Annotated in this window: 18 protein-coding genes and 1 pseudogene; 9 read left to right on the top strand and 10 right to left on the bottom strand. The window is 68.5% G+C overall.

What is annotated here, in order from left to right; genetic code table 11:
• The first annotated feature begins 216 nt into the window (after window positions 1–216).
• The 3 genes from AC5FRV_RS10410 to AC5FRV_RS10400 all read left to right on the top strand — a co-directional run bounded on the left by AC5FRV_RS10410 (window position 217) and on the right by AC5FRV_RS10400 (window position 4,431).
• Window positions 217–2,166, top strand: a complete 1,950-nt coding sequence (locus AC5FRV_RS10410) for a glycoside hydrolase family 127 protein (RefSeq protein WP_493561028.1) — start codon at window positions 217–219, stop codon at window positions 2,164–2,166.
• A gap of 88 nt (window positions 2,167–2,254) precedes the next feature.
• Complete coding sequence (locus AC5FRV_RS10405; RefSeq protein ID WP_493561027.1) at window positions 2,255–2,806, top strand: gluconate 2-dehydrogenase subunit 3 family protein; 552 nt, start codon at window positions 2,255–2,257, stop codon at window positions 2,804–2,806.
• Window positions 2,803–4,431 (top strand): GMC family oxidoreductase, encoded by a 1,629-nt coding sequence (locus AC5FRV_RS10400; RefSeq protein ID WP_493561026.1) that lies wholly within the window; start codon window positions 2,803–2,805, stop codon window positions 4,429–4,431. Before AC5FRV_RS10405 ends, AC5FRV_RS10400 begins: the two co-directional genes overlap by 4 nt.
• A 38-nt stretch (window positions 4,432–4,469) precedes the next feature.
• On the opposite strand, the gene AC5FRV_RS10395 is transcribed toward AC5FRV_RS10400, so the two are convergent.
• A complete protein-coding gene (locus AC5FRV_RS10395; protein WP_493561025.1) occupies window positions 4,470–5,243 on the bottom strand; it encodes an SDR family NAD(P)-dependent oxidoreductase in 774 nt (257 codons plus the stop codon).
• Between the two features lie 101 nt (window positions 5,244–5,344).
• Here AC5FRV_RS10395 and AC5FRV_RS10390 point away from each other — a divergent pair, with 101 nt between their 5' ends.
• Window positions 5,345–6,388 carry a zinc-dependent alcohol dehydrogenase gene (locus AC5FRV_RS10390; protein ID WP_493561024.1) on the top strand — a complete coding sequence of 348 codons (1,044 nt, stop codon included), beginning with the start codon at window positions 5,345–5,347 and terminating at the stop codon, window positions 6,386–6,388.
• An 87-nt stretch (window positions 6,389–6,475) separates the two neighbouring features.
• Window positions 6,476–7,546, top strand: a complete 1,071-nt coding sequence (gene gfo6, locus AC5FRV_RS10385) for a D-xylose 1-dehydrogenase Gfo6 (protein ID WP_493561023.1) — start codon at window positions 6,476–6,478, stop codon at window positions 7,544–7,546.
• A 40-nt stretch (window positions 7,547–7,586) separates the two neighbouring features.
• Here the strand turns inward: gfo6 and AC5FRV_RS10380 are convergent, their stop codons facing one another.
• From AC5FRV_RS10380 to AC5FRV_RS10365, 4 genes and pseudogenes are all read right to left on the bottom strand, one after another.
• Window positions 7,587–8,348 (bottom strand): IclR family transcriptional regulator, encoded by a 762-nt coding sequence (locus AC5FRV_RS10380; protein WP_493561022.1) that lies wholly within the window; start codon window positions 8,346–8,348, stop codon window positions 7,587–7,589.
• A 725-nt stretch (window positions 8,349–9,073) separates the two neighbouring features.
• Window positions 9,074–9,277 (bottom strand): annotated as a pseudogene (locus AC5FRV_RS10375) (hypothetical protein); the annotation flags it as partial.
• A 7-nt stretch (window positions 9,278–9,284) separates the two neighbouring features.
• Complete coding sequence (locus AC5FRV_RS10370; RefSeq protein ID WP_493561271.1) at window positions 9,285–10,154, bottom strand: amidohydrolase family protein; 870 nt, start codon at window positions 10,152–10,154, stop codon at window positions 9,285–9,287.
• 76 nt (window positions 10,155–10,230) lie between these two features.
• Entirely contained in the window at window positions 10,231–11,073 is an 843-nt protein-coding gene (locus AC5FRV_RS10365; RefSeq protein WP_493561021.1) for a fumarylacetoacetate hydrolase family protein, read from the bottom strand.
• Window positions 11,074–11,179: 106 nt separating this feature from the next.
• On the opposite strand from AC5FRV_RS10365, the gene fba reads away from it, so the two are divergent.
• Genes fba through AC5FRV_RS10350 form a run of 3 tightly spaced genes read left to right on the top strand, consistent with a single transcriptional unit; the run spans window position 11,180 to window position 14,835 of the window.
• On the top strand, window positions 11,180–12,193 hold the full coding sequence (gene fba / locus AC5FRV_RS10360) for a class II fructose-bisphosphate aldolase (protein WP_493561020.1): 1,014 nt from the start codon (window positions 11,180–11,182) through the stop codon (window positions 12,191–12,193).
• Complete coding sequence (locus tag AC5FRV_RS10355; RefSeq protein WP_493561019.1) at window positions 12,190–13,764, top strand: FGGY-family carbohydrate kinase; 1,575 nt, start codon at window positions 12,190–12,192, stop codon at window positions 13,762–13,764. Before fba ends, AC5FRV_RS10355 begins: the two co-directional genes overlap by 4 nt.
• A gap of 24 nt (window positions 13,765–13,788) precedes the next feature.
• Complete coding sequence (locus AC5FRV_RS10350; RefSeq protein ID WP_493561018.1) at window positions 13,789–14,835, top strand: NAD(P)-dependent oxidoreductase; 1,047 nt, start codon at window positions 13,789–13,791, stop codon at window positions 14,833–14,835.
• A 69-nt stretch (window positions 14,836–14,904) separates the two neighbouring features.
• Here the strand turns inward: AC5FRV_RS10350 and AC5FRV_RS10345 are convergent, their stop codons facing one another.
• The 5 genes from AC5FRV_RS10345 to AC5FRV_RS10325 form a co-directional block, all read right to left on the bottom strand.
• Entirely contained in the window at window positions 14,905–15,663 is a 759-nt protein-coding gene (locus AC5FRV_RS10345) for an IclR family transcriptional regulator (RefSeq protein ID WP_493561017.1), read from the bottom strand.
• A gap of 100 nt (window positions 15,664–15,763) precedes the next feature.
• Window positions 15,764–16,801, bottom strand: a complete 1,038-nt coding sequence (locus AC5FRV_RS10340; protein WP_493561016.1) for an LLM class flavin-dependent oxidoreductase — start codon at window positions 16,799–16,801, stop codon at window positions 15,764–15,766.
• A 2-nt stretch (window positions 16,802–16,803) separates the two neighbouring features.
• Window positions 16,804–18,009, bottom strand: coding sequence for an L-rhamnonate dehydratase (gene rhcD / locus AC5FRV_RS10335; RefSeq protein WP_493561015.1), 1,206 nt, complete (start codon window positions 18,007–18,009; stop codon window positions 16,804–16,806).
• Between the two features lie 107 nt (window positions 18,010–18,116).
• The gene (locus tag AC5FRV_RS10330; protein WP_493561014.1) at window positions 18,117–19,151 is read right to left on the bottom strand and encodes a zinc-dependent alcohol dehydrogenase; all 1,035 of its coding nucleotides are present in this window, start codon (window positions 19,149–19,151) and stop codon (window positions 18,117–18,119) included.
• A gap of 480 nt (window positions 19,152–19,631) precedes the next feature.
• Window positions 19,632–22,901, bottom strand: a complete 3,270-nt coding sequence (locus AC5FRV_RS10325; RefSeq protein ID WP_493561013.1) for a family 78 glycoside hydrolase catalytic domain — start codon at window positions 22,899–22,901, stop codon at window positions 19,632–19,634.
• 209 nt (window positions 22,902–23,110) lie between these two features.
• Between AC5FRV_RS10325 and AC5FRV_RS10320 the strand changes: the two genes are divergently transcribed.
• Complete coding sequence (locus tag AC5FRV_RS10320) at window positions 23,111–24,529, top strand: family 4 glycosyl hydrolase (RefSeq protein ID WP_493561012.1); 1,419 nt, start codon at window positions 23,111–23,113, stop codon at window positions 24,527–24,529.
• Window positions 24,530–24,565 lie beyond the last annotated feature (36 nt).

Below are 24,565 nucleotides of genomic sequence, written 5' to 3'. Positions count from 1 at the left end.
CGGGGTTTGTCCCAGGCGAAGGAGGGAACCATCGGCAGCCGTCCCAACGCCGTCCCGTCTCGCCGTCGGCCACTCCGACGGAATACTGCGGGCCGGTCATAGACGGTTCAGAACACGCTCGACAGCGTAACAAACCTCTGGAATGGGGCCGATTCAGGCGTCTCCAACGGCGTCACTGGGACAGCTATTAGTTGGTCGCCGACCTGGTTTCAGGGGATGCCAGCCGGACCAGAAGCGACTGCCGAGTCACTGCCGCTCGGCGACGTCGCCATCGACGACGCGTTCTGGAATCGCCGTCTCGAGACCAACCGGGACGTGACCATCGCACACCAGTACGACCAGCTCGCCGAGCACGGCTGCCTGGAGAACTTCCGCCGGGTCGCCGACGAGAAGGAAGGCGGCTTCCAGGGACCGATGTTCGTCGACTCGGACGCCTACAAATGGCTCGAGGCGGCGAGCTACGTCCTCGCGAGGAGCGACGACCCGGACCTGAAAGCCCGGGTCGACGAGGTCATCGACCTCCTCGCGGCCGCACAGGCCGACGACGGTTACCTGAACACGTACTTCATGCTCGAGGAGCCCGAGGCCCGGTGGGAGAACCTGGCCGTAATGCACGAACTGTACTGTGCCGGCCACCTCATCGAGGCCGCCGTCGCCCACTACCGGGCGACCGAGGACACCGCGTTACTCGACGTCGCGACGGCGTTCGCCGACCACGTCGACCGGCGATTCGGCCCCGAGGGCGACGACGGCGTGCCCGGCCACGAGGAGATCGAACTCGCCCTCGTCGAACTGTACCGGGTCACCGACGAGGAGCGCTACCTCGACCTGGCCCAGCACTTCGTCGACGTCCGGGGCCAGGATCCGTCGCCGCTGGCCGACGAACTCGCGAACATCGACGACATCGCCGGCGCCGAGTTCGTCCACCACGGCGAGCGCTCCGCCGACGTCGCGCGGGAGCACTTCCTGGTGGACGGCGAGTACGACGGGAGCTACGCGCAAGACCACCTGCCGATACGCGACCAGACCACGGTCGAAGGCCACTCGGTCCGGGCGATGTACTACTACACCGCCGCGACGTCACTGCTCCAGGAGCGCGAGGACGCGGACCTGTTCGACGCCGTCCAGCGGCTGTGGCGGAACATGACGGAGAAGCGGAGCTACGTCACCGGCGGCATCGGGTCCGAACACGAACACGAGGGGTTCACCGAAGACTACGACCTTCCGAACGACACCGCCTACGCGGAGACGTGTGCGGCCATCGGAAGCATCTTCTGGAACCGTCGGCTCCACGAGCTCACCGGTGACTCCACCTACGCCGACCTGATCGAACGCACGCTCTACAACGGCTTCCTCTCGGGCATCGGCGAGAGCGGCGACCGCTTTTTCTACGTCAATCCGCTGGAGAGCGACGGCGACCACCACCGGAAGGAGTGGTTCTACGTGGCCTGCTGTCCGCCCAACGCTGCACGACTGCTCGCCTCACTCGGCCGCTACCTCTACGCCCGGTCCGAGCGGGACCGCGCCATCTACGTGAACCAGTTCGTGGGCAGCGACGTGACGACGACGCTCGACGGCGACGACGTGTCGTTCACCCAGTCCACCGACTACCCCTGGGAGAGCGAGACGGCGGTCGAGTTCACCCACGACGAGCCCGTCGAGTTCGAACTGCGCGTCCGAGTGCCGGCCTGGGCGGAAGACGTCGAGGGCACGGTCGACGGCGAGACGGTCGCGTCGTCTGCCGAGGACGGCTACGTCGCCGTCGACCGCGAGTGGGCGGCCGGCGACCGGTTCGAACTCTCGTTCTCGCAACCGGTCGAGACGCTGTCCGCCCACCCGAAAGTCCGCGAGAACGCGGGTCGCGTCGCGCTCCGGCGCGGCCCGCTCGTCTACTGCCTCGAGGAAGCGGACCACGACGTCCCGGTGGAGGCCATCGCGCTGCCCGACGACGCCGACGTGACGGCCTCGTTCGACCCCGATCTGCTCGGCGGGGTCGTCGCGCTCGACGCGGCGGGCCTGGCCAGCGACGTTGAGGCCTGGGACGGGGCGCTCTATCGGCCAACCGACGACGTCGAGACCGAGGACGTGCCAGTCAGAGCGGTTCCCTACTACGCGTGGGACAATCGCGACCCCGGCGCGATGACGGTCTGGATCGAGTCGGCGTGACCGGTCGACAGGCTGCCCCGTTGCCACCTGGCCGCCGGGACCGCCCCAATGCGTACTTATTACTGTGACTCCGTCGAACGGCTCTGCTATGGAGCTGACACGGCGAGACGCCATCGCAGCGCTGGCTGCGGCGGGCGTGGCAGGTGGCGGCGCGGTCCTGGTCGCGAGTGACCGCGACCGGGGGTCAGAATCGAACGACGACGAGGGTGCAACGAACGACGCACACGAGGACATCGTCGAGACGGCGACCGCACTCGCCCCGGTACTGTACCCGTCCGAGGTGGACGACGCGGCCGAGTTCGTCCGGACGTACGTCACTGGCCGGATCGAGAACGACGACGACCATCGGACCGGGATGGCGGACGCCGTCGCCGTGCTGGACGACCACGCGAGCGAGGAGTTCGAGTCGAACTTCCGCGAGCTGTCGCCCGAGCAGGGCGACCGGCTGCTCACCGACGTCGGCCTGGACCGGGTCAGACCCGATCCAGCGGGGTCGGACCTGGAGCGGATCCGGTTCTACCTCGTCAACGAACTGCTGTACGCGCTGTTCAGTTCGCCGACGGGCGGGGAGCTCGTCGGCACCGAGAACCCGCCGGGCCACCCGGGCGGGCTCGAGTCGTACCAGGGGGCACAGCGATGAGCGCGACCGACCAGGGGTCCGAGACCAACGGGTCCGCAAACCGCGAGCCCTCGGACCTGGCCGACGTCTGCGTCGTCGGCGCCGGGCCCGCGGGCGGTATCGTCGCCCACTCGCTGGCCGAGCGTGGCCACGACGTCGTCGTCCTGGAGGCGGGCCCGCGCTTCTCCTTCGAGGAGCGGATCCGTCGAATGGAGCGCCACCAGCGACCGGCGTTCGACCAGTCGGACGTCTGGGAGATGGGCGGGGAGCGCGACGCCTTCCGCTCCAGCGGCGACCTGAACTACCCGCTCAACGACGTCCGGGTGAAGGGCGTCGGCGGGACGACGCTCCACTGGATCGGCTACACGCCGCGGTTCCACGAGAAGGACTTCGAGATGGACTCGCGGTACGGCCTCGCCGACGACTGGCCCATCGCCTACGAGGACGTCCGCCCCTACTACGCCGCGGCCGAGCGCGAGATGGGCGTCGCCGGGGGCGAGGACAACCCCTTCGCCCCGCCGCGGGAGGAGTCGTTCCCGATGACGGCGTTCCCGCCGAGCCACTCCGACACGATGCTGTCGGCGGCCTGCGAGGAACTGGGGATCGAGACCCACTCCATCCCGCAGGCCCGGAACAGCGAGGCCTACGACGACCGGAGCCAGTGCGTCGGCTACGGCACCTGCCACCCGGTCTGTCCGTCGGGGGCGAAGTACAGCGGCGACGTCCACGTCAGGAAGGCCGAGGAAGCGGGCGCCCGGGTTCTGGATCGGGTCCCCGTCCAGCGCCTCGAACACGACGACGCGGGCGAGCGCGTGGAGGTGGCCGTCTACGCGACGCCGGACGGGACCGAGCACCGCCAGGAAGCGCGCCAGTTCGTCCTCGCGGGGGGCGCCGTCGAGACGCCGCGGCTCCTGTTGCTCTCCGAGTCGGAGCAGCACCCCGACGGCCTGGCAAACAGCTCCGGCGCGGTCGGCCGGTACTTCATGGACCACCTGCTGCACATGACGATGGGCGTCGTCTCCGAGGAGACCCGACAGCACCAGGTCGGCTTCTCGACGGCGGCGACCCACCAGTTCTACGACCACGAAGAGTCGACGCCGGGCAGTTTCTTCGTCGCGTTCCTCAACTACGCCGGCCCCTCGCCCGTCGAACTGGCCCTCGAGAACGGCGCATGGGGCGACGAGGTCGTCGATGCCGTCTCGCGGGAGTACGGGACGCACGTCGGTACCGAGGCCCTCGTCGAACAGCTCCCAGACGCGGAGAGCCGCATCACCCTGGACACCTCGCGGACCGACGACCACGGGAACCCAGTGCCGGACGTCGCGTGGTCGATCGGCGACCACGGCGTCCGGACCGGCGAGCGAGCGCTCGAGGTCCAGCGGGATATCATGGACGAGGCCGGCGCCCGCATCACCTGGTCGACGAGCCCGCGACGGCCGCTGTCCGGCAGTCACCCGATGGGCACGACGCGGATGGGGGCCGACCCCGAGACGAGCGTCGTCGACGAACGCCTGCGGACCCACGACCTGGACAACCTCTCCATCGCCTCCAGCAGCGTGTTCACCACCGGCGGGGCGATGAACCCCACCCTCACGATCGCCGCGCTGTCGCTGAAAGCGGCCGACCACGTCGACGAGGACCTCTGAAAACCGTTCTCTCTCCGCCGAGCCGCGGCGTTCGAGGCTCAGAACGCGCTGTCGCCGAACCCGCCGTCGACGGTGAGCACCTCGCCCGTCACGTAGGAGGCGGCGTCGCTACCGAGGTAAATCGCCGCCCCGACGACCTCTTCGCGGTCAGCCACCCGGCCGAGCGGCGCGCGCTCGTCGATCTCGGCCCGTTTCTCGGTCCCCTCGGCGTAGGTGTCGGCGTTCTGCGGCGTGATGATGAAGCCGGGCGCGATGGCGTTGACCCTGATCTCGGGGGCCAGTTCTTTCGCCGACGCGCGGGTGAACGCTTCGACGCCGCCTTTCGCCGCGGAGTAGGCCGGCAGGTTCGCCATCGAGAGCCGCGCGGCCATCGAGGAGATGTTGACGATGGAGCCGCCCTCGTCCATCGCGGGCGCCATCGCCTGGGTCACCTTCCGGACGCCGTCCAGCGCCACGTCGGTGACGAAGTCCCACTCCTCGTCCTCGATGCCCAGCACCGAGGCCCGCGAGATGGCCCCCTGGGAGGCGACGACGACGTCGATGCCGCCGAAGGCGTCGACGGCCGTCTCACGGACCTCGTCCAGCGACGCCCGGTCGGTGACGTCGCAGGTGACGCGGGCCGTGTTCGCCCCGAGGTCCTCGATCGCGTCGGCGGTCTCCTCGACGGCGTCCTCGGTCCGACTGGTGGCGACGACGTCGGCGCCCTCCGAGGCGAATCCCAGTGCGATGGCCTGCCCGATACCGCTCGTTCCGCCGACGACGACGGCTCGTTTGCCCTCGACGGATACCGGCGTGTGCTCGTAGGCTACCATGCGTTCACGATGACAGCTTCGCCGTATTACGCTTCCGGATGCGGACGGCGGGCGGGGGATCGACCCAACACTTTATTACGAACCACACTCGAAATTCCGCTATGCGAGGGCTTGCGAAAACCAGCCGGAGCCGTGGTGGAATGGAACTCGTCGATCGGGACCGACCGAAACCCGGGCCGGACGAGGCGCTCGTCGAGGTCGACTACGCCGGGCTCTGCGGGAGCGACGCCGGAATCTACGAGTTCGAGTCCGCCTTCGAGCGGATGAACCTCCCGACCGTCATCGGCCACGAGTACTCCGGGCGCGTCGTCGAAGTCGGCGATGGCGTCACGAAGTTCGGCGTCGGCGACCGCGTCGTCGAGCGGCCGATCCGTGGCTGTGGCGACTGCTACCAGTGTGAGATCGGCGAATCGAACGTCTGCCAGAACGCCGTCATCACCGGCGTCGACCACGACGGCGCCTACGAGCCGTATCTCGTCGTCCCCGAGGACGCCCTCCACGCCATCCCCGACGGCGTCGAGCAGCAACACGCCGCCATGGTCGAGCCGACGAGTATCGGCGCCCGCGCCGTCATCGAGAACTCGCGGGTCCGCGCCGGCGACCGCGCTCTCGTCGAGGGCCCAGGTCCGATCGGCCTGCTCACCGCCCAAATCGCCCGGGCCCAGGGCGCCGAGGTCGTCGTCTCCGGCGTCGGCCAGGACGCCGACTACCGCCTCCCGCTCGCCGAGGAACTCGGCTTCGAGACGATCAACGTCGCCACGGACGACATGGAGGCCTACCGCGAGGACCTGACCGACGGCGTCGGCTACGACGTCGTCTTCGACACGACGGGCCACCCCTCCGGGCTCCCCTCGGCCGTCGAGGAGGTCCGGAAAGGGGGCCAGATCGTCCTCGTCGGCCAGACCGGCGAGACCACGATGGAGTACTCCCCGCTCGTCCGCGCCGAGATCGACCTCCAGTGTTCCTACGCGTCGATGTACCAGGACTTCGAGAACGCCCTCCGGCTGATCGACACCGGCGACGTCGACGCAGAGACGTTCATCGACGACCGGTTCTCGCTGCTCGACGCCGACGAGGCCTTCGAGACGTTCGTCGGCGGCGGGACCTGCAAGCCCGTCTTCGACGTCTCCGAACTGCGTTCCTGATCCGCCGAGCGGACCGACCACCCTTCTGACACGCGACGACCGCCGACACCCGAGGCTTTTACTCCCCGCTCGCAGTATCGTGAGTCAATGCTCGACTGGATCGACAGCTACGAGGAACGCGCGTGGCAGACGACGACCGACGGCACGGTCAGGTACGCCCTGCTCGGCCTGGGCTGGTGGACGGTGGACGTCGCCCTCCCGGCCATCGAATCGTCGGACCTGGGTGAAGTGACGACGTTCGTCAGCAGTTCGACGGAGAAGGCCGAACGCCTCGCCGACGAGAACGACGTGGCAAACGGCATCAGCTACGACGAGTTCCACGACGGCGAAGCGAGCGACGAGTTCGACGCCGTCTACGTGGGAACGCCCAACGCCTACCACCTGGAGTACGTGGAGACGGCCGCCGACCTCGACAAGGCAGTCATCTGCGAGAAGCCGATGGAGTCGACCGTCGATCGGGCCGAGCGGCTGGTCGAGGCCTGCGAGGACGCGGACGTCCCGCTGATGGTCGCCTACCGGATGCACACCGACCCCGCCGTCCAGCGGGCGAAGGAACTCATCGACGAGGGCTTCCTCGGCGACCCGGTGTCCGTCCACGGCAACAACAGCCAGCCGCTGCTGAAGATGATCCCCGACCCCGACCAGTGGCGCCTCGACCCCGACCTCTCGGGCTACGGCACCTCGGTAATGGATCTGGGCATCTACTCGATCAACACCGCTCGCTACCTGCTGGACCGGGACCCCGTCGCGGTACAGTCCCAGATGAGTTCCCACCACGAGGCGTTCCAGGACGTCCCGGACGAGCGGTCGGCCGCCATCCTCGTGCTGGAGGACGACGTGAAGATGGTGACGACGGACAGCCAGCACGCCCAGGAGGACACCGAACTGAAGATCACCGGCACGGAGGGCCAGATCGAGTTCCAGCCCGCCTTCCACGGCGAGGTGACGCTTCGGCTCTCCAGGGGCGACGTCACGGTCACGATCGACCACGACACCTTCGACGCCGAGCGCGAGATGGAAGAGGAGTTCGACTACTTCGCCGACCGCGTCCTCACCGGCGGGGAGATCCACGCGGACGGACGCCACGGACTACAGGACATGCGCGTCATCGAGGCGATCCACGAGTCGGCCGAGAGCGGCGACGTCGTCGAACTGTAACGGTCGGCGGGTCGGTTCCGGCAGTGCGGATTTCCGGGCGCTACGAATAGGTGAGGTTGACCTCGATGACGTTGGCGCTCCGGAGCACCATGTCCGGGAACTCGTCGGTGAAGGAGTCACCGAGCATGCGGCTCTTCGGACCGGAGACGCTCACGGCGGCGATGGCCCGGTCGTCGGCGTCGGTGATGGGCGCGGCGACACAGCGGATGCCGTCGACCCGCTCCTCGTCGTCGAAGGCGTAGCCGCGTTCGCGGACCTGGTCGAGGACGTCGAACAGCTCCGCCCTGTCGGTGATGGTGTTGTCAGTGACGTCGGGGAGGCCGTGCCGGTCGAGGATGGCCTCGACCTCCTCGCGCGGCCGGTGGGCGAGGATGGACTTCCCCATCGCCGTCGTCTGGAGCGGGACGCGCTTGCCCGCGTGGGTGTCGAGCTGGACGGCTTCGGACCCGCGGACCTTGTAGAGGAACACGCCGAGGCCGTGCTCTTCGATCATCATGTTGGCGTGCTCGCCGGTCTCCTCGGCGAGACTCTCGACCTCCGGCCGGGCGACCTTGAACACCTTCATCCGGTTGCGGGCCTGTTCACCCAGCTCCAGAAACCGGGCACCGACCCGGTAGGTCCCGTCGTCGTTGATGAGGTACTCCTCGTTCTCCAGGGTCCGCAGGTGGTCGTGGATGGTGCTGGTCGGCATGCCGAGCCGCTCGGCGAGCTCCGAGACGCCAGCCCCGTCGAGCTCGCGGAGCGTGTCGATTATCTCGAACGTCGTCTTCGCAGCCTGGACCGGAGAACCCGTAGTCGTCATGCTACGAGGGTACACGGTGCTCGGGAATAATCCTTCCGGTGTGTCCGGATCGGAGTCCGGTCTTAGGGCGTCCCTTCCACCAGAATCACGATTCGAATCGCCGATCGACCGCGAATTTTCCGGTGTTGCCGGACAGTCGGCGCGGGTTTGATAACAATATTAATACTGTTATTCTTATCGGGGCACGACCCGCCACAAGAGACGAATCGATCGGAGGGAGGTCCAGTCGCTCGTTAGATCCGGGTAACGAAGTGAAAGAAACCCTGAGAGAGGATAGATGACGTTCACCGGGGGAGTCGTATTCGTTTCCGGCATCACCGGAGATGTAGCCGGACGGACGAGTTAGGAGCATGTTACCAATCGTCACGCTTCGGCACTGGACGGACGTGGGTCACGAGCGCCGGGAAGCGGCCCGGAAGCAGGGACACTCCACGACAGCTACCCCATTGGAACACGAAGGCGCGACCACCAGACGTCGGAACGGCAGGTGGCCACACCGTCCGCTGAGACGGTGAACGAAGCGAAGAGTGGGATCACTGTCTGCAGGTCGGACGACTGGAGAGACGGGGCCGACGGGACCACCGTGACGCGGAGTACCGGTCGACGTCGAATGGCGAGTCCAGTCGACCGACCCTCCGCGACAGGTCACCCGAGTCCGGTTTCGCCCGTCCGACATCGTCGGTTCGGAGACGACGACGGTCGGTACGCCGCCGGGCCGACGGGGCCGAGAGCAACTGCACCGGATGCCTCGTGGGACGGTCGAGCAGGTCGTCCAGTTGCTCCAGACACGACGTCCCGCTCGCGACGACGGCCCTGTCGCGCGCGTTGTCCGCCCGAAACTGCTCACGCAGTTCGTCCCCGACGGCGACGCTCACGTCGTCGTACGTCTCCTTGTAGCCGAAGCCCCCGGCCATCCCGCAGCACTCGACTACCAGCTCAGTCGAGACCGACGTGCTCGCGGAAGGACCGCCCGGTGAGCCACTCGCGGTCCCGGGCGGACAGCCCGTCGACATGCCGGAGCCAGTTGCGCGAGGCGGCATAGTCGGTGACGTCGCTGACGTTCGGGTAGTCCGAGCCCCAGATCACTCGTTCGGGACCGAACGTCTCGACGAACCACCGGACGTGGTCGTGCACGTCCGCGTAGGGGAAGCCCCTCTCCGACAGATGGGCGATCTCGGAAACCTTGACCGCGACGCCGTCGTACGCCGCCAGGTCGGCGAACCGGGCGAACGTGCCCTCGTCGGTCGGCGTGTCCGGGCCAGCGTGGGCGAAGTGGTCGAACAGGGAGGTCAACTCGGGATACGTCTCCACGAGTTCCAGCGCCTGGTCGAGCTGCGAGTGGTCACAGAGAATCTGGACGGCGGCGTCCGTCTCGACGGCCGCCTCCCAGAACGCGGTCTCCTCGATGGCGTCACGGAGCCAGGTGACGCCGGGGTCGAACGTCTCCCACATCCGGTCGTACGGACAGGCGGCACCGAGCCGGACGCCCACCACGCCGTCGACGGCCATGCACTCCCGGAGGTGGTCGGCGGCGTCGTCGGCGAACGGGTCGACCATGACGATGCCGTAGAGCCGGTCGTACTCGGCGGCCACACGGCGCGTGTAGTGGTTGTCCGTCCACTCGCAGATGGGGTAGCCCACGACCACCGCCTCGTCGACGCCGGCCCGGTCCATGTCCGCCAGCAGCCGGTCGGCGGTGTAGACCGTGTGGACGTCGAACGCGTCGATTCGGTCGAGGAGCGGCCCGTTGACCCAGGGATGGTCCCGGCTCGCCGGCCCCCAGGCGTGCGTATGTGAATCGAGCACCATACGCACACACTCGGAAACGACCCGCGTAAATCTTTCCGAAGGGACGGGCCGCGCGCCGCGGGGCGAACGCGGCCTATTCGTCGACTTCCTCGACGGTGTTGACGAGCGTGCCGATCTCCTCGACCTCGACCTCGACGGTCTCGCCCGGGTGGAGCCGGATATCCTGGAACGCGCCGACGCCCTCCGGGGTCCCGGTCGCGACGACATCGCCGGGTTCGAGGCGGACGCGCGAGGAGACGAAGGCGACCAGTTCGGCGACCGAACGGATCATCATCCCGGTGTCGTCGTCCTGCATCGTCTCGCCGTCGACCCGCGAAGCGATGTGCAGATCCTGGGGGTCGTCGACCTCGTCGACGGCGACGTACGGACCGACCGGCGTCGTGCGCTGCATCGCCTTGCCGGAGAACCAGTCGATCAGGTCGTCGCCATCGACCTGCAGGCCGAGCTGGAGGTCCCGGGCGGACGTGTCGTTGATGAGTGTGTACCCCGCGACGTAGTCGAGGGCCTCGTCAGGGTCGACGTGCCGAGCGGGCTCGCCGACGACGGCGGCCAGTTCAGCCTCGTAGTCGATCTCCTCGGTCACGCGGGTGTGATACGAGATCGGTTCCCGGTGGCCGACGAGCGTCCGCGGCAGTTTCGTGAAGATCAGCGGCCACTCCGGGACCTCGATGTCTGACTCATCGGCGTGGGCCTCGTAGTTCAGCGCCGCACAGAAGACCGTGTTGCGCTCTGTGGTCGGCGGGAGGTGCGTGACCGCCTCGCGGTCGAACGTCTCGCCGTCGACGCCTTCGGCGTCGTGGGGTCGGGTCAGCGCGTCCCGGAAGTCCTCGAACTCGCTGGAGACGTCGTGGACGACGTCGTCTTCGAAGCGACCGATACGCGACTCTCCGTCCGCCTGGAACCGTCCAATTCGCATGTGCGAGAGGTACCCACACAGGGCCTTTACTGTTTCCACTGCGATTCCTGTCGCCAATCCTACGCTCGTCGCCAACCCTTTTGCCCCGTTAGGTGTACACAGAGGTATGACACACCATCGCGCGCGGACGCTCAGGGAGGTCTACGCCGACGCGAGACGGGAGGCCTACGGCTTCGTCGCGAGCAACATCACGACCCTCGACATCATGCAGGGACTGCTCGACGGCGCCGCGGCCGCCGACTCGGACGTGGTGCTCCAGATCAAGCGCGACACCGCGGCGTACCTCGGGAACGGCGACGTGTCAGCCGGGCTGTCGATCGTCGACGCCCACCTCGGAGCGCTGGCCGACGACCGCGGCGTGTCGGCCTTTCTCAACGTCGACCACGTCGACGCCGACGACGCGGAGATGCTCGACGCCGCGCTCGCGTCGGATGCGCCCGACTCGATCATGGTCGACGCCTCGGCGGCACCGTTCGAGGAGAACGTCGCGCGGACGGCCGACGTGGTCGACCGCGCGGCTGCCCTCGACCGTGACGTGCTGGTCGAGGCGGAGCTGGGCACGATCCGCGGGACGGAGAGCGGCGAGACGACCGAGGAGGCGTTCTACACCGACCCCGAGAAAGCCGTGGAGTTCGTCGACCGCACGGGCTGTGACCTGCTCGCGGTCTCGATAGGGACCGAACACGGCGTCTCGGCCGGCGTCGACCTCGACCTGCGCGTCGACCTGGCCGACGACATCGACGCGGCCCTGCGCGACCACGGCTTCGACGTGCCGCTGGTCGTCCACGGCTCCTCGGGATTGACGCCCGAGCAGGTGTCGGCGCTGATGGAGACCGGCGTCTGCAAACTCAACACGAACACGCGCTACCAGTACGAGGCCGCCCGCACCGCCTGCGAGTTCTACCTGGCGAACGCCGACGCCATCGTCCCGCCCGAGGGCGTCGCGGACGACCGGGCGACCTTCTTCGCCGACACCGACTGGTCGCCCGAGAAGTCGACGTTCGACCCGCGCGTCGTCGGCCAGGACGTGCGCGACCGCATCGCCGCGGTGTACGCCGAACTGGCGGACGTCGCCGGCAGCTCCGGACAGCGGGGCGGGGCGGCGGGGAGCGAGTCGTGACCCACCTGCTGCTCGGAGTCGACGCCGGCCTCACGACGACCACAGCGGTGGTGTTCGGGGCAGACGGTGAGACAGTCGCCACGGCGAGTCGAGCGACGCCGACCGACCGGCCCGAAACGGGTCACCGCGAGGTTGCGCTCGACGACCTCTGGGAGACCGTCGCCGACGCCATCGGCGCGGTGATGGCCGCCGACGGAGTGGACCCCGAACGCGTCGCGGCCGTCGGCCTCTCCGGGCACGGCCACGGGCTCTACCTGCTCGACGCCGACGGCCGGCAGGTCCGGCCGGCGATCAAGTCCACCGACAGCAGGGCGGCGGGACTCGTCGACGAGTGGGAAGCGGACGGCACGGCGGACCGAATGGGCGAGCGACTCGGGTACGCGCCCTTCGGCGCCGACCCGCTCAGTCTGCTGGGATGGCTCGACCGCCACGAACCCGACGCCCTCGACCGGACCGACACCGTGCTGTTCTGCAAGGACTACCTCGGCTACCGACTGACCGGGCGGCGCTGCACCGACGCGATGGAGGCCAGCGTCTTCTCCCGCGCCGGCGAGGACGAGTACGACCGCGACGTCTTCGACGCGCTCGGCCTGTCGGTCTCGCCGGACGTGCTCCCCGAAGTAGTCCCGAGCGGCGCGGCGCGCGGCCAGGTGACCGAGGCGGCCGCCGCCGAGACGGGACTGCCCGCCGGTACGCCGGTCGCCGGTGGCCTGCACGACGTCGGCGCGACCGCCCTGGGGACCGGCGCTCACGAGGCGGGACAAGCCGTCCTCATCGTCGGGACATGGGGCCAGAGCATCGTCGTCCTCGACGACCCCGGGATGGGGACGGGAGCGGGAGCAAGCGCGGGAGCGCGATCTGACGAAGGCGAAGACGACGCGCCGCCGGGTCTGACGCGGCGGTACCTCGACGGCTACCTCCGGTACAAGGGCCTCCGGTCGGCGGCCGTCTGTCTGGACTGGTTCACGAGCGAAGTCGGCGACGAGTGGCGACGCCGCGCCGCCGAGGAGGACTGCAGCGAGTACGACGTGTACGACCGCGTGGCCGACGACGTGCCGGCCGGCGCCGACGGCCTCCTCTTTCACCCCTACCTCGACGGGTCGACCGACGATCCGACCGACAGAGGCGGGTTCTACGGGCTGACGACCGACCACACGAAGGCCCACATGCTCCGGGCGGTCTACGAGGGGGTCGCGCTCTCACAGAGCGCGGCGCTGTCGGACCTGACCCCGGACGGCGCGGTCGGCGACGTGCGTCTGGGCGGGGGTGGCGCGCGCAGCGCAGTCTGGAGCGACGTGTTCGCGGCCGCCGTGGACGAACCCCTGCGCGTCCCGGCGGGCGAGGAAGCGGGCGCGCTCGGCGCGGCTATCTGCGGAGCACTCGCCGCGGGCGTCCACCCGGACGTCGCCAGCGCCGTCGACGCGATGGTCGCCATCGAGCGCCGCCACGACCCGGACCCCGACGCGGCCGCCCTGTACCGCGAGCGCCGCTCGACGTTCGAGGAGGCGCTCGCAGCGATCAGGCCGACGTGGGCGCGACTGGACGCGAGCAAGGAGACGAACGTTTATTGAGCGAGGGGACGGTTGTTCGGACGAATGACCGACTCAGACCGGCGCTGTCTGCTGTGTGGCGACCCCCAGCAACCGAGCGAGGCGATGGCCGAGTCCGCCAGCCGCCTCACCGACCACGGCGTCACGCTCGAACGGATGGACTGGCGGGGCGACGCCACCGGGGCCGAGTTCCGCGACGTCACGATGGACATGGAGTCGCGCGGTCCGAACGACTACGACGCGAGCGCCATCGCCGAGCGCCTCGACGGCGTCGAGTTCCTCGTCGTCCACAAGGCCCCGGTCTCCCGGGCGGTGTTCGAACGCGGCGACGACCTCGAGGTCGTCGCGGCCGCGCGGGGCGGCGTCGAGAACGTCGACCTCGAGGCCGCGCACGACCACGGCGTGACGGTGCTGCACGCGCCGGGGCGCAACGCCGACGCCGTCGCCGACTACGCCGTCGCGTTCGCGCTCGCGGCCCACCGGCGGATCCCCCACTTCGTCGAGACGACCGGACGAGGCGAGTGGGACCTCGCGTTCGACCCCGCCGGCCTCCCGCGGGACGTGACGAACCTCACCGTCGGCATCGTCGGCTTCGGTAACGTCGGGCGCAACGTCGGACGGCGCTGGGCCGGCTTCGACCCCGACCTGCTCGCCTACGACCCGTTCGTCGACGACGAGACGGTCCGGGACCACGGGTGCGAGCCGGCGACGCTCGAGGAGTTGCTCGCGAACGCCGACGTGGTCACCCTCCACGCTCGACTCAGCGAGGACACCCATCACCTGCTCGACGCCGACGCGTTCGACGCGATGGGCGAGGACGCACTCCTGGTCAACACCGCCCGCGGCGGCCTGGTCGACACCGACGCGCTGGTCGCGGCGCTGGAGGCAGATTCCATCGGCGGCGCGGCCCTGGACGTCTTCGAGGCGGAACCGATCCCCGACGGTCATCCCCTGCTGGCACTCGACGACGTGTTGCTCTCGCCGCACACGGCGGGGTCGACGCGCGACGCCGTCTACAACGGCGCCCGGATCGTCGCCGACGACCTCGTGGCGATCGTCGAGGGCCAGGACCCCGATCATCGGGTCGACTGACGACTGGTCCGAACCGTCTCCCTCGAACGGGCGATAGCGGAGAGCAGGTACGCGCGAGTCGAGTACGACCTACGCGTGCGTGAGGTTGACCTCGATGACGTTGGCGACCCGGAGGATCCGCTCCGGGAGGTCCTCCTCGAACTCTCCGCCCCGGAGCCGGCTCTTGGGTCCCGAGACGCTGACCGCCGCGACGGCCTGCTCCTGCTCGTTCAGGATGGGGGCGGCGACACAGCGCATCCCCCTGACGCGCTCCTCGTCGTCGAACGCGTAGCCGCGCTCGGCGATCTGGTCCAGTTCGTCGAACAGCTCCGACTCGTCGGTGATGGTGTGTTCGGTGATCTGGGGAAGGCCGTACCGGTCGATGATGGTCTCGACCTCGCTCCGGGGCATGTGTGCCAGGATCGTCTTGCCCATCGCCGTCGTCTGGAGCGGGACCCGCATGCCGTCGTAGGTGTCGAGCTGGACCGCCTCCGAGCCGCGCGTCTTGTAGAGGAAGATGCCCTTCCCGTGTTCCTCGATCATGAGGTTCGTGTGCTCGCCGGTCTGTTCGGCCAGTTTGTCGAGTTCCTGCCGGGCGATGGAGTACACCCGGTGCCGGGACCGGGCCTGCTCGCCGATACCGAGAAATCGCGTGCCGACGTAGTACTTTCCCTCTTTCTTGACGACGTAGGCCTCCTTCTCGAGGGTCCGCAGGTGGTCGTAAATCGTGCTCGTCGGTTTGTCGAGCCGCTCGGCGAGCGTCGAGACCCCGGCCCCCTCCAGTTCGCGGAGCGTGTTGATGATCCTGAAGGAGGTCTGTGCCGCCTTTATCGGGACGTCTTCCGCCATGGTCGTAACTCGTGGGGTGGACTATTATGCGTTGTGCCCGCACGGGTGACGGACGTTGACCGGACGACGGGTCGAAGATCGAGCGGCCCCGGCCGGTCTCTCACCGGAACTGCGGCATCACCTCGTCGGCGAACAGCTCCATCCCGCTCGTGTCCGGGAAGTCGATAAACCAGCCCTGGAACTTGGTGACGCCGGCCTCGATGCGTCGTTCGATGGCCTCGGCACACTCCTCGGGCGTCCCCATGACGAAGAACTCCCTCGCGTCTTCCTCCGTCTCGATGGGCGCCTGGTCCTGGTACTCCTCTTCGAACTGGATCGGCGTCATCAGGTCCAGGAGTCGGTCGAACTTTGCCTCGTCGCGCGTGCAGATGACGTGGCCGTCCCAGGAGTACTCGATCTCGTCGGGGTCGCGGCCGACGGTCTCGCAGTGGTCCTCGATGACGCCGATCTTGTGTTCCAGCGTCTCGACGTCGCCGTTGAACACGTCCGTGTTCCACACGTCGGCGTGTTTGGCGACGAGTTTGAGCGTCACCTCCTCGCCCTGGCCTCCCACGAGAATCGGCGGGTGCGGGTCCTGGACGGGACCGGGCTGGCAGTACGCGCCGTCGATCTGGTAGCGGTCGCCGTCGAAGCTCACGCCGTCACCCGTGCCGTCGTCGGCCCACATTTTCTTCATCAGTCGGATGGACTCGTCCAGCCGCATCAGGCGCTCGAAGCCGTCGCGGTACTCCCAGCCGTAGGCGTCGTACTCGGGCTCGTGCCAGCCGGCGCCGAGACCGAGTTCGAGCCGGCCGTCAGATATCACGTCCAGCGTCGCGGCCATCTTGGCGACCAGGGCCGGATTCCGGTAGTCGTTACAGAGGACGAGCGAGCCGAGGTTCATCTCGTCGGTGAACCCCGCCATCGCCGAGAGCAGCGTCCAGCACTCGTACTCCGCGTGGTCCCGGCCGAGCATCAGGTGGTCGGGCGCCCACGCCGCGTCGAAGCCGAGTTCCTCCGCTTTCATGATCCCCTCCTTCGTCGTCTCCCAGTCGAGCGCCTCGTACTGCGGTGTGTCCCGGTGGACCGGCTCGTCGTCGCCCTCGTCGGGCGCGCCGGCGAACACGGGCACGTTGTACTCGAAGCTGACGTCCGTCATGGTCACTCCACCGCGAAGTGCTCCAGGGACTCGCGGTTCAGCTGGGTGCTGACGCCGGGTTCGTCGGGCAGCGGGATCGACCCGTCCTCGGGCGAGGGCGGGTTCTCGAAGATGGCGTCGGCGTAGGTCGACTCCTGGGCCGCCTGGCGCTCCTCGAACCACTCGGGGGTCGGGAAGTACTCCGCCATCGGCATGTTCGTGTGACCCGCGATGGCGTGGAGCGTCGGGTTCGTGCCGGCGTGGGGGATCACTGGCACGTCGTGGACCTCGGCCACGTCCGCGACCTTCTGGAGCTCCGTGATACCGCCGACGCGACCCACGTCGGGCTGGAGGATGTCGACGGCGCCCGCCTCGAGGAGGTCCTCGTGGCCCCAGCGGGTGAACTCGTGTTCGCCGCCGGAGATGGGCATCGGCGCGGCCTCGCGGACCTCGGCGTAGCCGGAGATATCGTCGGCGATGACCGGCTCCTCGACCCACGCCATGTCGTACTTCGCGAGGCGCTGAGTCATCTTCTTGGCGTACTTCACCGACCAGCCCATGTAGGCGTCGCCAGCGACGTCGATGTCGTCACCGACGGCGTCGCGGACCGTCGCGACGATCTCCTCGTTCTTCTGCATGCCCGAGCGACCGTCCTCGGGGCCGTGGAGGAAGCGGAGCTTCATCGCGTCGAAGCCGGCCTCGGCGTACTGGATCGCCTCGCGCTCTAACTTCTCCATGTCGACGGGGTGGAGGTTCGAGGCGTACGCGGGGATCTCGTCTTTCGTGGGACCGCCGAGCAGTTCGTACACCGGCTTGCCGGCCTCCTTGCCGGCGATGTCCCACAGCGCCTGGTCGACCGCGCTGATCGCCATGACGGCGACGCCCTTCCGGCCGAAGGGGAGCGTCGCGCGGTACATCTGCTCCCAGAGCAGCTCGCGCCGGGTGGGGTCTTCTCCGGTCACGATCTTCGAGAGGGTCTCCTCGACGACGGTGGCAATGGCGCCAGTGCCCCAGTTGGCGACGCCGACGCCGGTGATGCCCGCGTCCGTCTCGACCTCGACGACGACGTCGCCCACCGGCCCCATCCACTTGCGGCGGGCCTGCGGGTTCTCGCCGTCGACGTTGCGGTACTCGTCGTACCGCGACATGATCGTGACGAGGGGGAACTCGACGAACTCGCCCCACGATTCGTTGCTGATCTTCGTCGCTGAAACGCCTGTGATTTCCATGGTAGTCTCTGGGTGTGGACCCGTATACGCTAACAGGCGGCGAACAGGGCCTTAAGTTTTTGTGAGTCGTCCTCGCGCGCTATCGGATAGAGAGACGATCACCGCTCTCACTCGTCTGCGAAGGTGAACACGGGCTTGCACGTCTCGGAGGCGAGGAAGGCCCGGAACGCGTCTTCGGGGTCGTCGACGTCGTAGGACCGGTCGACGATGGCGCCGATGTCCACCGCGCCCCGTTCCATCAACCGGAGGGCCTGCTCGAAGTTCCGCCACTTCGACCCGTACGAACTGTCGACGTCGATCTCCCCCCTGACGACCGGTGCCATGAACAGGTCGCTCGACTCGTTCGGGATACCGACCATGAGGACCTGGCCGCCCTTCCGGACGTGTTCGATGCCCTCCTCGACGCCGCTCCGGTGGCCCGTCGCGTCGAAGACGACGTCGAACCCGACGCCGTCGGTGACCGCGTCAGTGACGTCCGCCAGGTCACGGTCCTGGACGTTCACGGTGTCGATACCCTGGTCTTCGAGGAGCGGCAGGCGATAGGCCGTGTCCTTCTCGAGGCCGGAGACGACAACGTTGGCCCCCAGGGAGTCGGCGACGACGGCGGTGAGCACGCCGATGGGCCCCGGTCCCTCGACGAGGACGCTGTCGCCCGGCGTCGTGGTGGACCGGTCGAGCACGGCGCGCGCGGCGATGCTCGTCGGTTCCGTTATCGCGGCGTCCGTGAGCGGCACGTCCTCGGGGACGGCGTGGAGGTGGCGCTGGTCCACGATCGTGTAGTCGGTGTAGGCGCCGTCTTTGTGCATCCCGGTGATCGAGAAGTTCTGGCAGACGTTCTCCTGGCCGTTGTTGCACTGGAAACACTCCCCGCAGTGGTGGATCGGTTCCTCGACGACCTTCTGCCCGACGGCGTACTGGTCGACGCCGTCGCCGACCGCGACGACGCGCCCCGAGTACTCGTGGCCCATGATCCGGGGAAGCGGTATCCACTCGTACCCACCGTCGTACTTGTACGCGTGCGCGTCGCTACCACAGAGCCCGGCCGTGTGGACCTCCACGAGCACCTCGTTCTCCCCAGGGGTCGGTTGCTCCCGCTCCTGTACCTCGATTTCCTCGGGTCCCGTCTGGACTATTGCCTTCATCTCTAGCGAAGCCTCAAACTATCTGAGTCAGTGAATGCTTGTTTACATCCTCTCATAAGTCTTTGGCCGGATATCGGGAGAAGACGGGGTGATGGGGCCGCGGTCGCGGCGTCTGCGACGATGGCGGACAGTAGTTGGTATCGGCGTATCGGGGTCAACGACGCGAGAGGGGTCGGAGAGAGTGCCTCGGGGCGCTTCCAGCCGGAATAACAGGCATAGATCTGTTAGATCCAGTTTCCGACATCGTCGGATTTTCGGACCGAGTGGCGTCGGCGATGGCGGTTCCCCGTTGGAGCGGCGCCGGTCGCGACTGGGTCGACTTCGCCACCGCCGGGAGGACTGGCCCACGAGCGGCTTCACCAGGAAACGCGCCTCCGGGCTGGTCCCGATACCCGAGACAAACGCCAGGGTCAGCGCGGCGAAAAAAGGACGGAACAGGGGCGGAATCGGTGCGCCTCCTCGACTGCGAGACCGATCCGCCTATTCGACGGCGAAGCCGTATTCGCCGGACCCGACGTCGACGACGAGTTCGTCGCCGTCGCGTTCCACCGAGCGGACGCCGTCAGGGGCGCCCTCCGTCAGCGGAACGCCGCCCTCGGAGACCGACGCATCAGCGCCGGCCGGGAGTCGGACCGTCGCCCGACCGTTCCACGGGACCGTGACGGAGAGTTCGTACCCGCCGTCGCCCCCGCGCTCCCACTCGACGGCCAGTTCGCCGTTCCGGGTGTCGAGGGTCGCCGAGACCCACTCGAGGTCGTCGACGAGCGAGGGCGCGACCGTCACGTGGTCGGTCACCGGTCGGTTGCCGATGCGGATGCCGGCGAGCACCTCGTAGAAGAACTCGGAGACGTGAGTGAACGGCGAGTGGTTGAACGAGTTCATGCCGTCCCCGACGCGGCCGTCCGAATCCCAGCGTTCCCACATCGTCGTCGCGCCGTTGCGAACCATGTACACCCAGCCAGGCTGTTCCGGCTGGCTGACGACCTCGTAGGCCAGGTCGGCGTAGCCGTGGTCGGCAAGCGTGTGGATCAGGGGTCGCGTCCCGAGGAAGCCCGTCTTCAGCTTCCCGCCGTCGGCGCGGACCTTCTCGGCGAGGTTCGCGGCGACGTCGTCGACGTGCTCGTCGGGCACCAGCCCGAGGAACAGCGGGACGGAGTACGAGGACTGGGTCCCGGGACCGTAGGAGGCCTCCTCGGCGTCGAAGTAGCGCTCGTTGAACGCCTCAGCGACGTGCTCGGCGCGTTCGCGGTAGGCGGCCGCGTCCGTCTCGTTGTCGAGGACGCCCGCGATCTTCGCGAAGGTGTCGACGACCTGGTAGAGAAACGCGGTGTTGAACAGGTGGTGGGGCAGCCCGCGGCGCCCGTCCGCGTTCTCGAAGGTCAGCCAGTCACCGAACTTGCCGTAGTCGTCCGGGAGGATGCCGTCCTCGGCGTTCTCGTACCAGTAGTCGACGTACGCGCGCATCCCCTCGTACTGCTCGCGCAGGATCCCTTCGTCGCCGTCGTGGCGGTAGAGGTACCAGGGAACCACGACGCGCGTGATGGACCAGGTGGGGTCGGCGGGGTCCTCGGTGGCCTTGTTCGGGATGACGTCGGGGACGTACCCCATGTCCGAGGCGACGTCGTCGTGGTCCCGGGCCCACTTCTCGTCGAAGCGGACGCCGTCGTAGTTGAACAGCAGCGACCGGGTGGAGATGTGGCCGTCGCCGGTCCAGCCGAACCGTTCGTCGCGCTGCGGGCAGTCCTCGGGGATGGAGTGGGTGTTGCCGCGCAGCCCCCAGACGGCGTTGTGCTGGAGCTGGTTGAGCTCCTCGTTCGAGCAGGCGAACTCCCCGCGACGGTCCATCGCCGTGTGGACGGCCTTGGCCGTCACGTCCGCCGGGTCGAGCTGGCCGGGGTAGCCCGTGACCTGCGCGTATCGGAAGCCGTGGTAGGTGAAGCGCGGTTCGTACGTCTCGCTGTCCGCGCCGCGGGCGACGTAGGTGTCGGTGGCGTCGGCCGACCGGAGGTCGATGGTGGAGAGGTCACCGTCCTCGGTGAGCGCCTCGGCGTGGCGTATCGTCACCTCGTCGCCGGCGTCCGGGTCGTCTATCGTCAGTTCGACCCAGCCGGTGAGGTTCTGGCCGAAGTCGAGGATCGGTCCGTCCTGGCGGTCGTGGACTTCCTCGACGTCGAAGCTGTCGACGACGCGCATCGGTTCGATGCGCTCGGGCCGGAGGGCCCCGCCGGGGGCGTCGACGACGGTCGCGGTCGCCCACGAGGTGGCGTCGAAGCCCGGCGAACTCCAGCCGTCTGCCTCCCGCCGCGCGTCGTAGGTCTCGCCGTCGTAGATGTCGTTCTCGAGCAGCGGGCTCTCCGTCGCCTGCCAGTCGGCGTTGGTCGCGATGCGGCGCGTCGTCCCGTCCTCGAACTCCACGGTAAGCATCGCACGTGCCCGCGGAGAGCCGTCGCTCACCCAGTAGGAACTGCTCTTGGCGAACCAGCCGCGACCGAGCCACAGCCCCACGGCGTTTTCCCCCTCCTCGAGTCGGTCGGTGAGGTCGTGACTCGTGTAGAGGACGCGCTTCTCGTAGTCCGTCCACGCCGGGTCGAGCTTCCGGTCGCCGACCCGGTCGCCGTTCACGTACAGTTCGCCGTAGCCGACGGCGGCGACGTGGAGCCGCGCCGACCGGACGGGCGCTTCGAGGTCGAACTCGGTCCGGAGCAGCGGCGAACTGGAACCGGCCTGGGACTCGGCGTGGCCGTTTACGAGCTGTTCGCGCCCCCAGGTGTCCGTCTTGTAGGACGAGGACGAGTCGATGGCACCGTCGGTCGCGAGTTCGGCGCCGGCCGGGTCCTCGACGGAGAGGGCGGCGAGCGCGAAGCACTGCCACGCGCTGGCGCGTGCGACGCGCCTGTCGTCACGACGACCGTAGGACGTGTCCCACGTCGACGGCGTGACCTGGAACAGGTCGGTCGCCGTGACCCGGACGTACCGGCCGCGGACGGCGACGTCGTCGTGCGTCTGGACCGGGACGTCGTCGTCCGTTGGGACGCCGTCCTGGGTCTCGTCGTCGTCCGCCTCGAACTCGACGTCGGCGACGACCGTCGCGTTCCCGAAGTCGGGGTCCTCGGCCACCTCGACGCGATAGGCCGCTGGGAAGCCGAACCCCTCGAGGGGGTTCTCGTCCCAGGAGATGGTGACGACGCTGTCGTCCGGCGTCCGGACGACGTCGACCGGTTCGGCGCCGTGGAGCGTGACGGTCGAGACGTCCCGGGTCTCGCCCAGGTCCACCTGGACCCACTCCTCGGCGTCCTCTTCGGGCCGGCGCCACTGGCTCCGCCAGCCGTTCGTGTCCCCCTCGCCGGGCTGGTTGGCGATCCAGTCGCCCCGCCAGCTCTCGGGGTCCAGCGCCGTCGCGAACCGGGCCGGCGCCGCCCAGTCGGTCTCCTCGTCACCGTTCCAGACCTTCACCGACCAGTAGTAGGTCTCGTCGGCCCCCAGGGACGGCCCGTCGTAGTCGACGTTCGTCGAGCGGGTCGCGTCGACGCGACCGGAGTCCCACATGGTTCCGTCGCCGTCGGCGACCGCGTCCCGGTCGCGACCGACGACGAGTCGATAGGCGGTCTGTTCGGCCCCGCGCTCCCCGGCCTCGACACGCCAGGAGAACCGGGGCGACCCAGTCGGGTCGACGTTCTCGGGCGCGTCTTCGTACTCGACGCGGAGATCTGTCGGTCGGCGGTGGGGCTCCTCCCCGGATGATGCAGCCATGGATCCGAACTCAGCAGGCGGCGAAGTAAACCTTTGGTCGCCGAACGTGACCCGCCGCTCGGCCCGTCCCGGCCGATGGCGAACGCGCCTGCACACGCACGAGAGAACCTACCCGGTGGCAGCCACCAGGGGCTGCGCTCGACCGGGACGCTCGCTCCGGACGTCCGGATGGCGTAATTTTATAACAGGATTGTTCGTTAGGGGGACGTATGCACGATCTGACGGGAGCGACGGGTAGTACGGACGGCGTCGTCATCGGCTTCGTCGGGGGCGGGAGCCGCGACTGGGCCGAGAAGCTGATGCACGCACTGGCGCTCACCGACGAGTTCGCCGGCAGCGTTCGGCTGTACGACCTGGACGAGGAGAGCGCGCGAGCGAACGCCGAACTCGGCCGCGAGATACAGCGCCGGGACGCCGCCGTCGGCGACTGGACCTACGAGGCCGTCGAGTCGCTGGAAGCGGCCCTCGACGGGGCGGACTTCGTCGTCTGCTCGACCCAGGATCCCCCGGCCGAGACGTTCAAACACGACCTCGACATCCCGACGGAGTACGGCCTCTTCCAGACGGTCGGCGACACGGTCGGCCCCGGTGGAACCTTCCGCGCGCTCCGGGCGATCCCGCAGTACCGCGAGATCGCCGCCGCCGTCCGCGAGCACTGCCCCGACGCCTGGGTGTTCAACTTCACCAACCCGATGACCGTCTGCACCCGGACGCTGTACGAGGAGTTCCCCGACATCAACGCCGTCGGCATCTGCCACGAGGTGTACCACGTCCAGGCGTGGCTCGCCGAACTCGCCGCCGACCACCTGGGTATCGAGGACGCGACCTACGAGGAGGTCGACGTGACGGTGAAGGGGATCAACCACTTCACCTGGATCGACGAGGCGACGCTGCGCGGTGCGGACCTCTTCGAAGCGGTCGACGCCGAACTCGCCACGCGGGACCCGCCGTCGTTCGAACCCGGCGACCTCCCGGAGATGAGCGTCTACGGCAACCACCACGAGATTACGCTCGACCTCTACCGGCGGTACGGCATCCTCCCCGCCGCCGGCGACCGGCACCTCGCCGAGTTCGTCCCCTGGTACCTCGACCCCGTCGAGGCCCCCGAGGAGATCCATCGCTGGGGGATCAAACTCACGCCCAGCGAGCATCGGGTGGATTCGTGGCCCGAGGCCGAGCGGGAGCGCCAGGCGCAACTGGCCGGCGAGGAACCGATCGACGTCGCGGAACCCAACGAGGAGATGGTCGACCTGATGAGCGCGCTACTGGGCCACGGCGCGGTCAAAACGAACGTCAACGTACCCAATCGGGGACAGGTCCCCGACCTCCGCGAGGGCGCCGTCGTCGAGACGAACGCGCTGTTCACCCGTGACTCGGTGACGCCGCTCGTCGGCGGCGACCTTCCGGACCCCGTCGCGAGCCTCGTCGAGACGCACGTGACGAACCAGGAGACGCTGATCGAGGCCGGTTTCGCGGGCGACCTCGACCTGGCGTTCAGGGCCTTCCGGAACGAACCACTCGTGACGCTCGACCCCGCCGACGCCGAGTCGCTGTTCGCCGACATGGTCGACGCCGAGCGCGAGTACCTCACGGACTACGACCTCGCGGGCGCGGACGTGCTCTCCTGAGCCACGACGGGTCGTTCCGGGCACCGGCAGCGTTCC

It is taken from the genome of Halomicrobium sp. HArcel3, assembly GCF_058933135.1.
The sequence above is the reverse complement of the archived record's forward strand: the minus strand, read 5'-3'. Positions and strand labels throughout refer to the sequence as shown.

Bases quoted from the DNA above. Each gene is read 5' to 3' on its own strand.
- AC5FRV_RS10325 (WP_493561013.1), bottom strand. From the start codon at position 22,901: ATGGCTGCATCATCCGGGGAGGAGCCCCACCGCCGACCGACAGATCTC.
- AC5FRV_RS10320 (WP_493561012.1), top strand. From the start codon at position 23,111: ATGCACGATCTGACGGGAGCGACGGGTAGTACGGACGGCGTCGTCATC.
- AC5FRV_RS10400 (WP_493561026.1), top strand. From the start codon at position 2,803: ATGAGCGCGACCGACCAGGGGTCCGAGACCAACGGGTCCGCAAACCGC.
- AC5FRV_RS10350 (WP_493561018.1), top strand. From the start codon at position 13,789: ATGACCGACTCAGACCGGCGCTGTCTGCTGTGTGGCGACCCCCAGCAA.
- fba (WP_493561020.1), top strand. From the start codon at position 11,180: ATGACACACCATCGCGCGCGGACGCTCAGGGAGGTCTACGCCGACGCG.
- AC5FRV_RS10395 (WP_493561025.1), bottom strand. From the start codon at position 5,243: ATGGTAGCCTACGAGCACACGCCGGTATCCGTCGAGGGCAAACGAGCC.
- AC5FRV_RS10345 (WP_493561017.1), bottom strand. From the start codon at position 15,663: ATGGCGGAAGACGTCCCGATAAAGGCGGCACAGACCTCCTTCAGGATC.
- AC5FRV_RS10365 (WP_493561021.1), bottom strand. From the start codon at position 11,073: ATGCGAATTGGACGGTTCCAGGCGGACGGAGAGTCGCGTATCGGTCGC.
- AC5FRV_RS10405 (WP_493561027.1), top strand. From the start codon at position 2,255: ATGGAGCTGACACGGCGAGACGCCATCGCAGCGCTGGCTGCGGCGGGC.
- AC5FRV_RS10410 (WP_493561028.1), top strand. From the start codon at position 217: ATGCCAGCCGGACCAGAAGCGACTGCCGAGTCACTGCCGCTCGGCGAC.
- AC5FRV_RS10340 (WP_493561016.1), bottom strand. From the start codon at position 16,801: ATGACGGACGTCAGCTTCGAGTACAACGTGCCCGTGTTCGCCGGCGCG.
- gfo6 (WP_493561023.1), top strand. From the start codon at position 6,476: ATGCTCGACTGGATCGACAGCTACGAGGAACGCGCGTGGCAGACGACG.
- AC5FRV_RS10390 (WP_493561024.1), top strand. From the start codon at position 5,345: ATGCGAGGGCTTGCGAAAACCAGCCGGAGCCGTGGTGGAATGGAACTC.
- rhcD (WP_493561015.1), bottom strand. From the start codon at position 18,009: ATGGAAATCACAGGCGTTTCAGCGACGAAGATCAGCAACGAATCGTGG.
- AC5FRV_RS10330 (WP_493561014.1), bottom strand. From the start codon at position 19,151: ATGAAGGCAATAGTCCAGACGGGACCCGAGGAAATCGAGGTACAGGAG.
- AC5FRV_RS10380 (WP_493561022.1), bottom strand. From the start codon at position 8,348: ATGACGACTACGGGTTCTCCGGTCCAGGCTGCGAAGACGACGTTCGAG.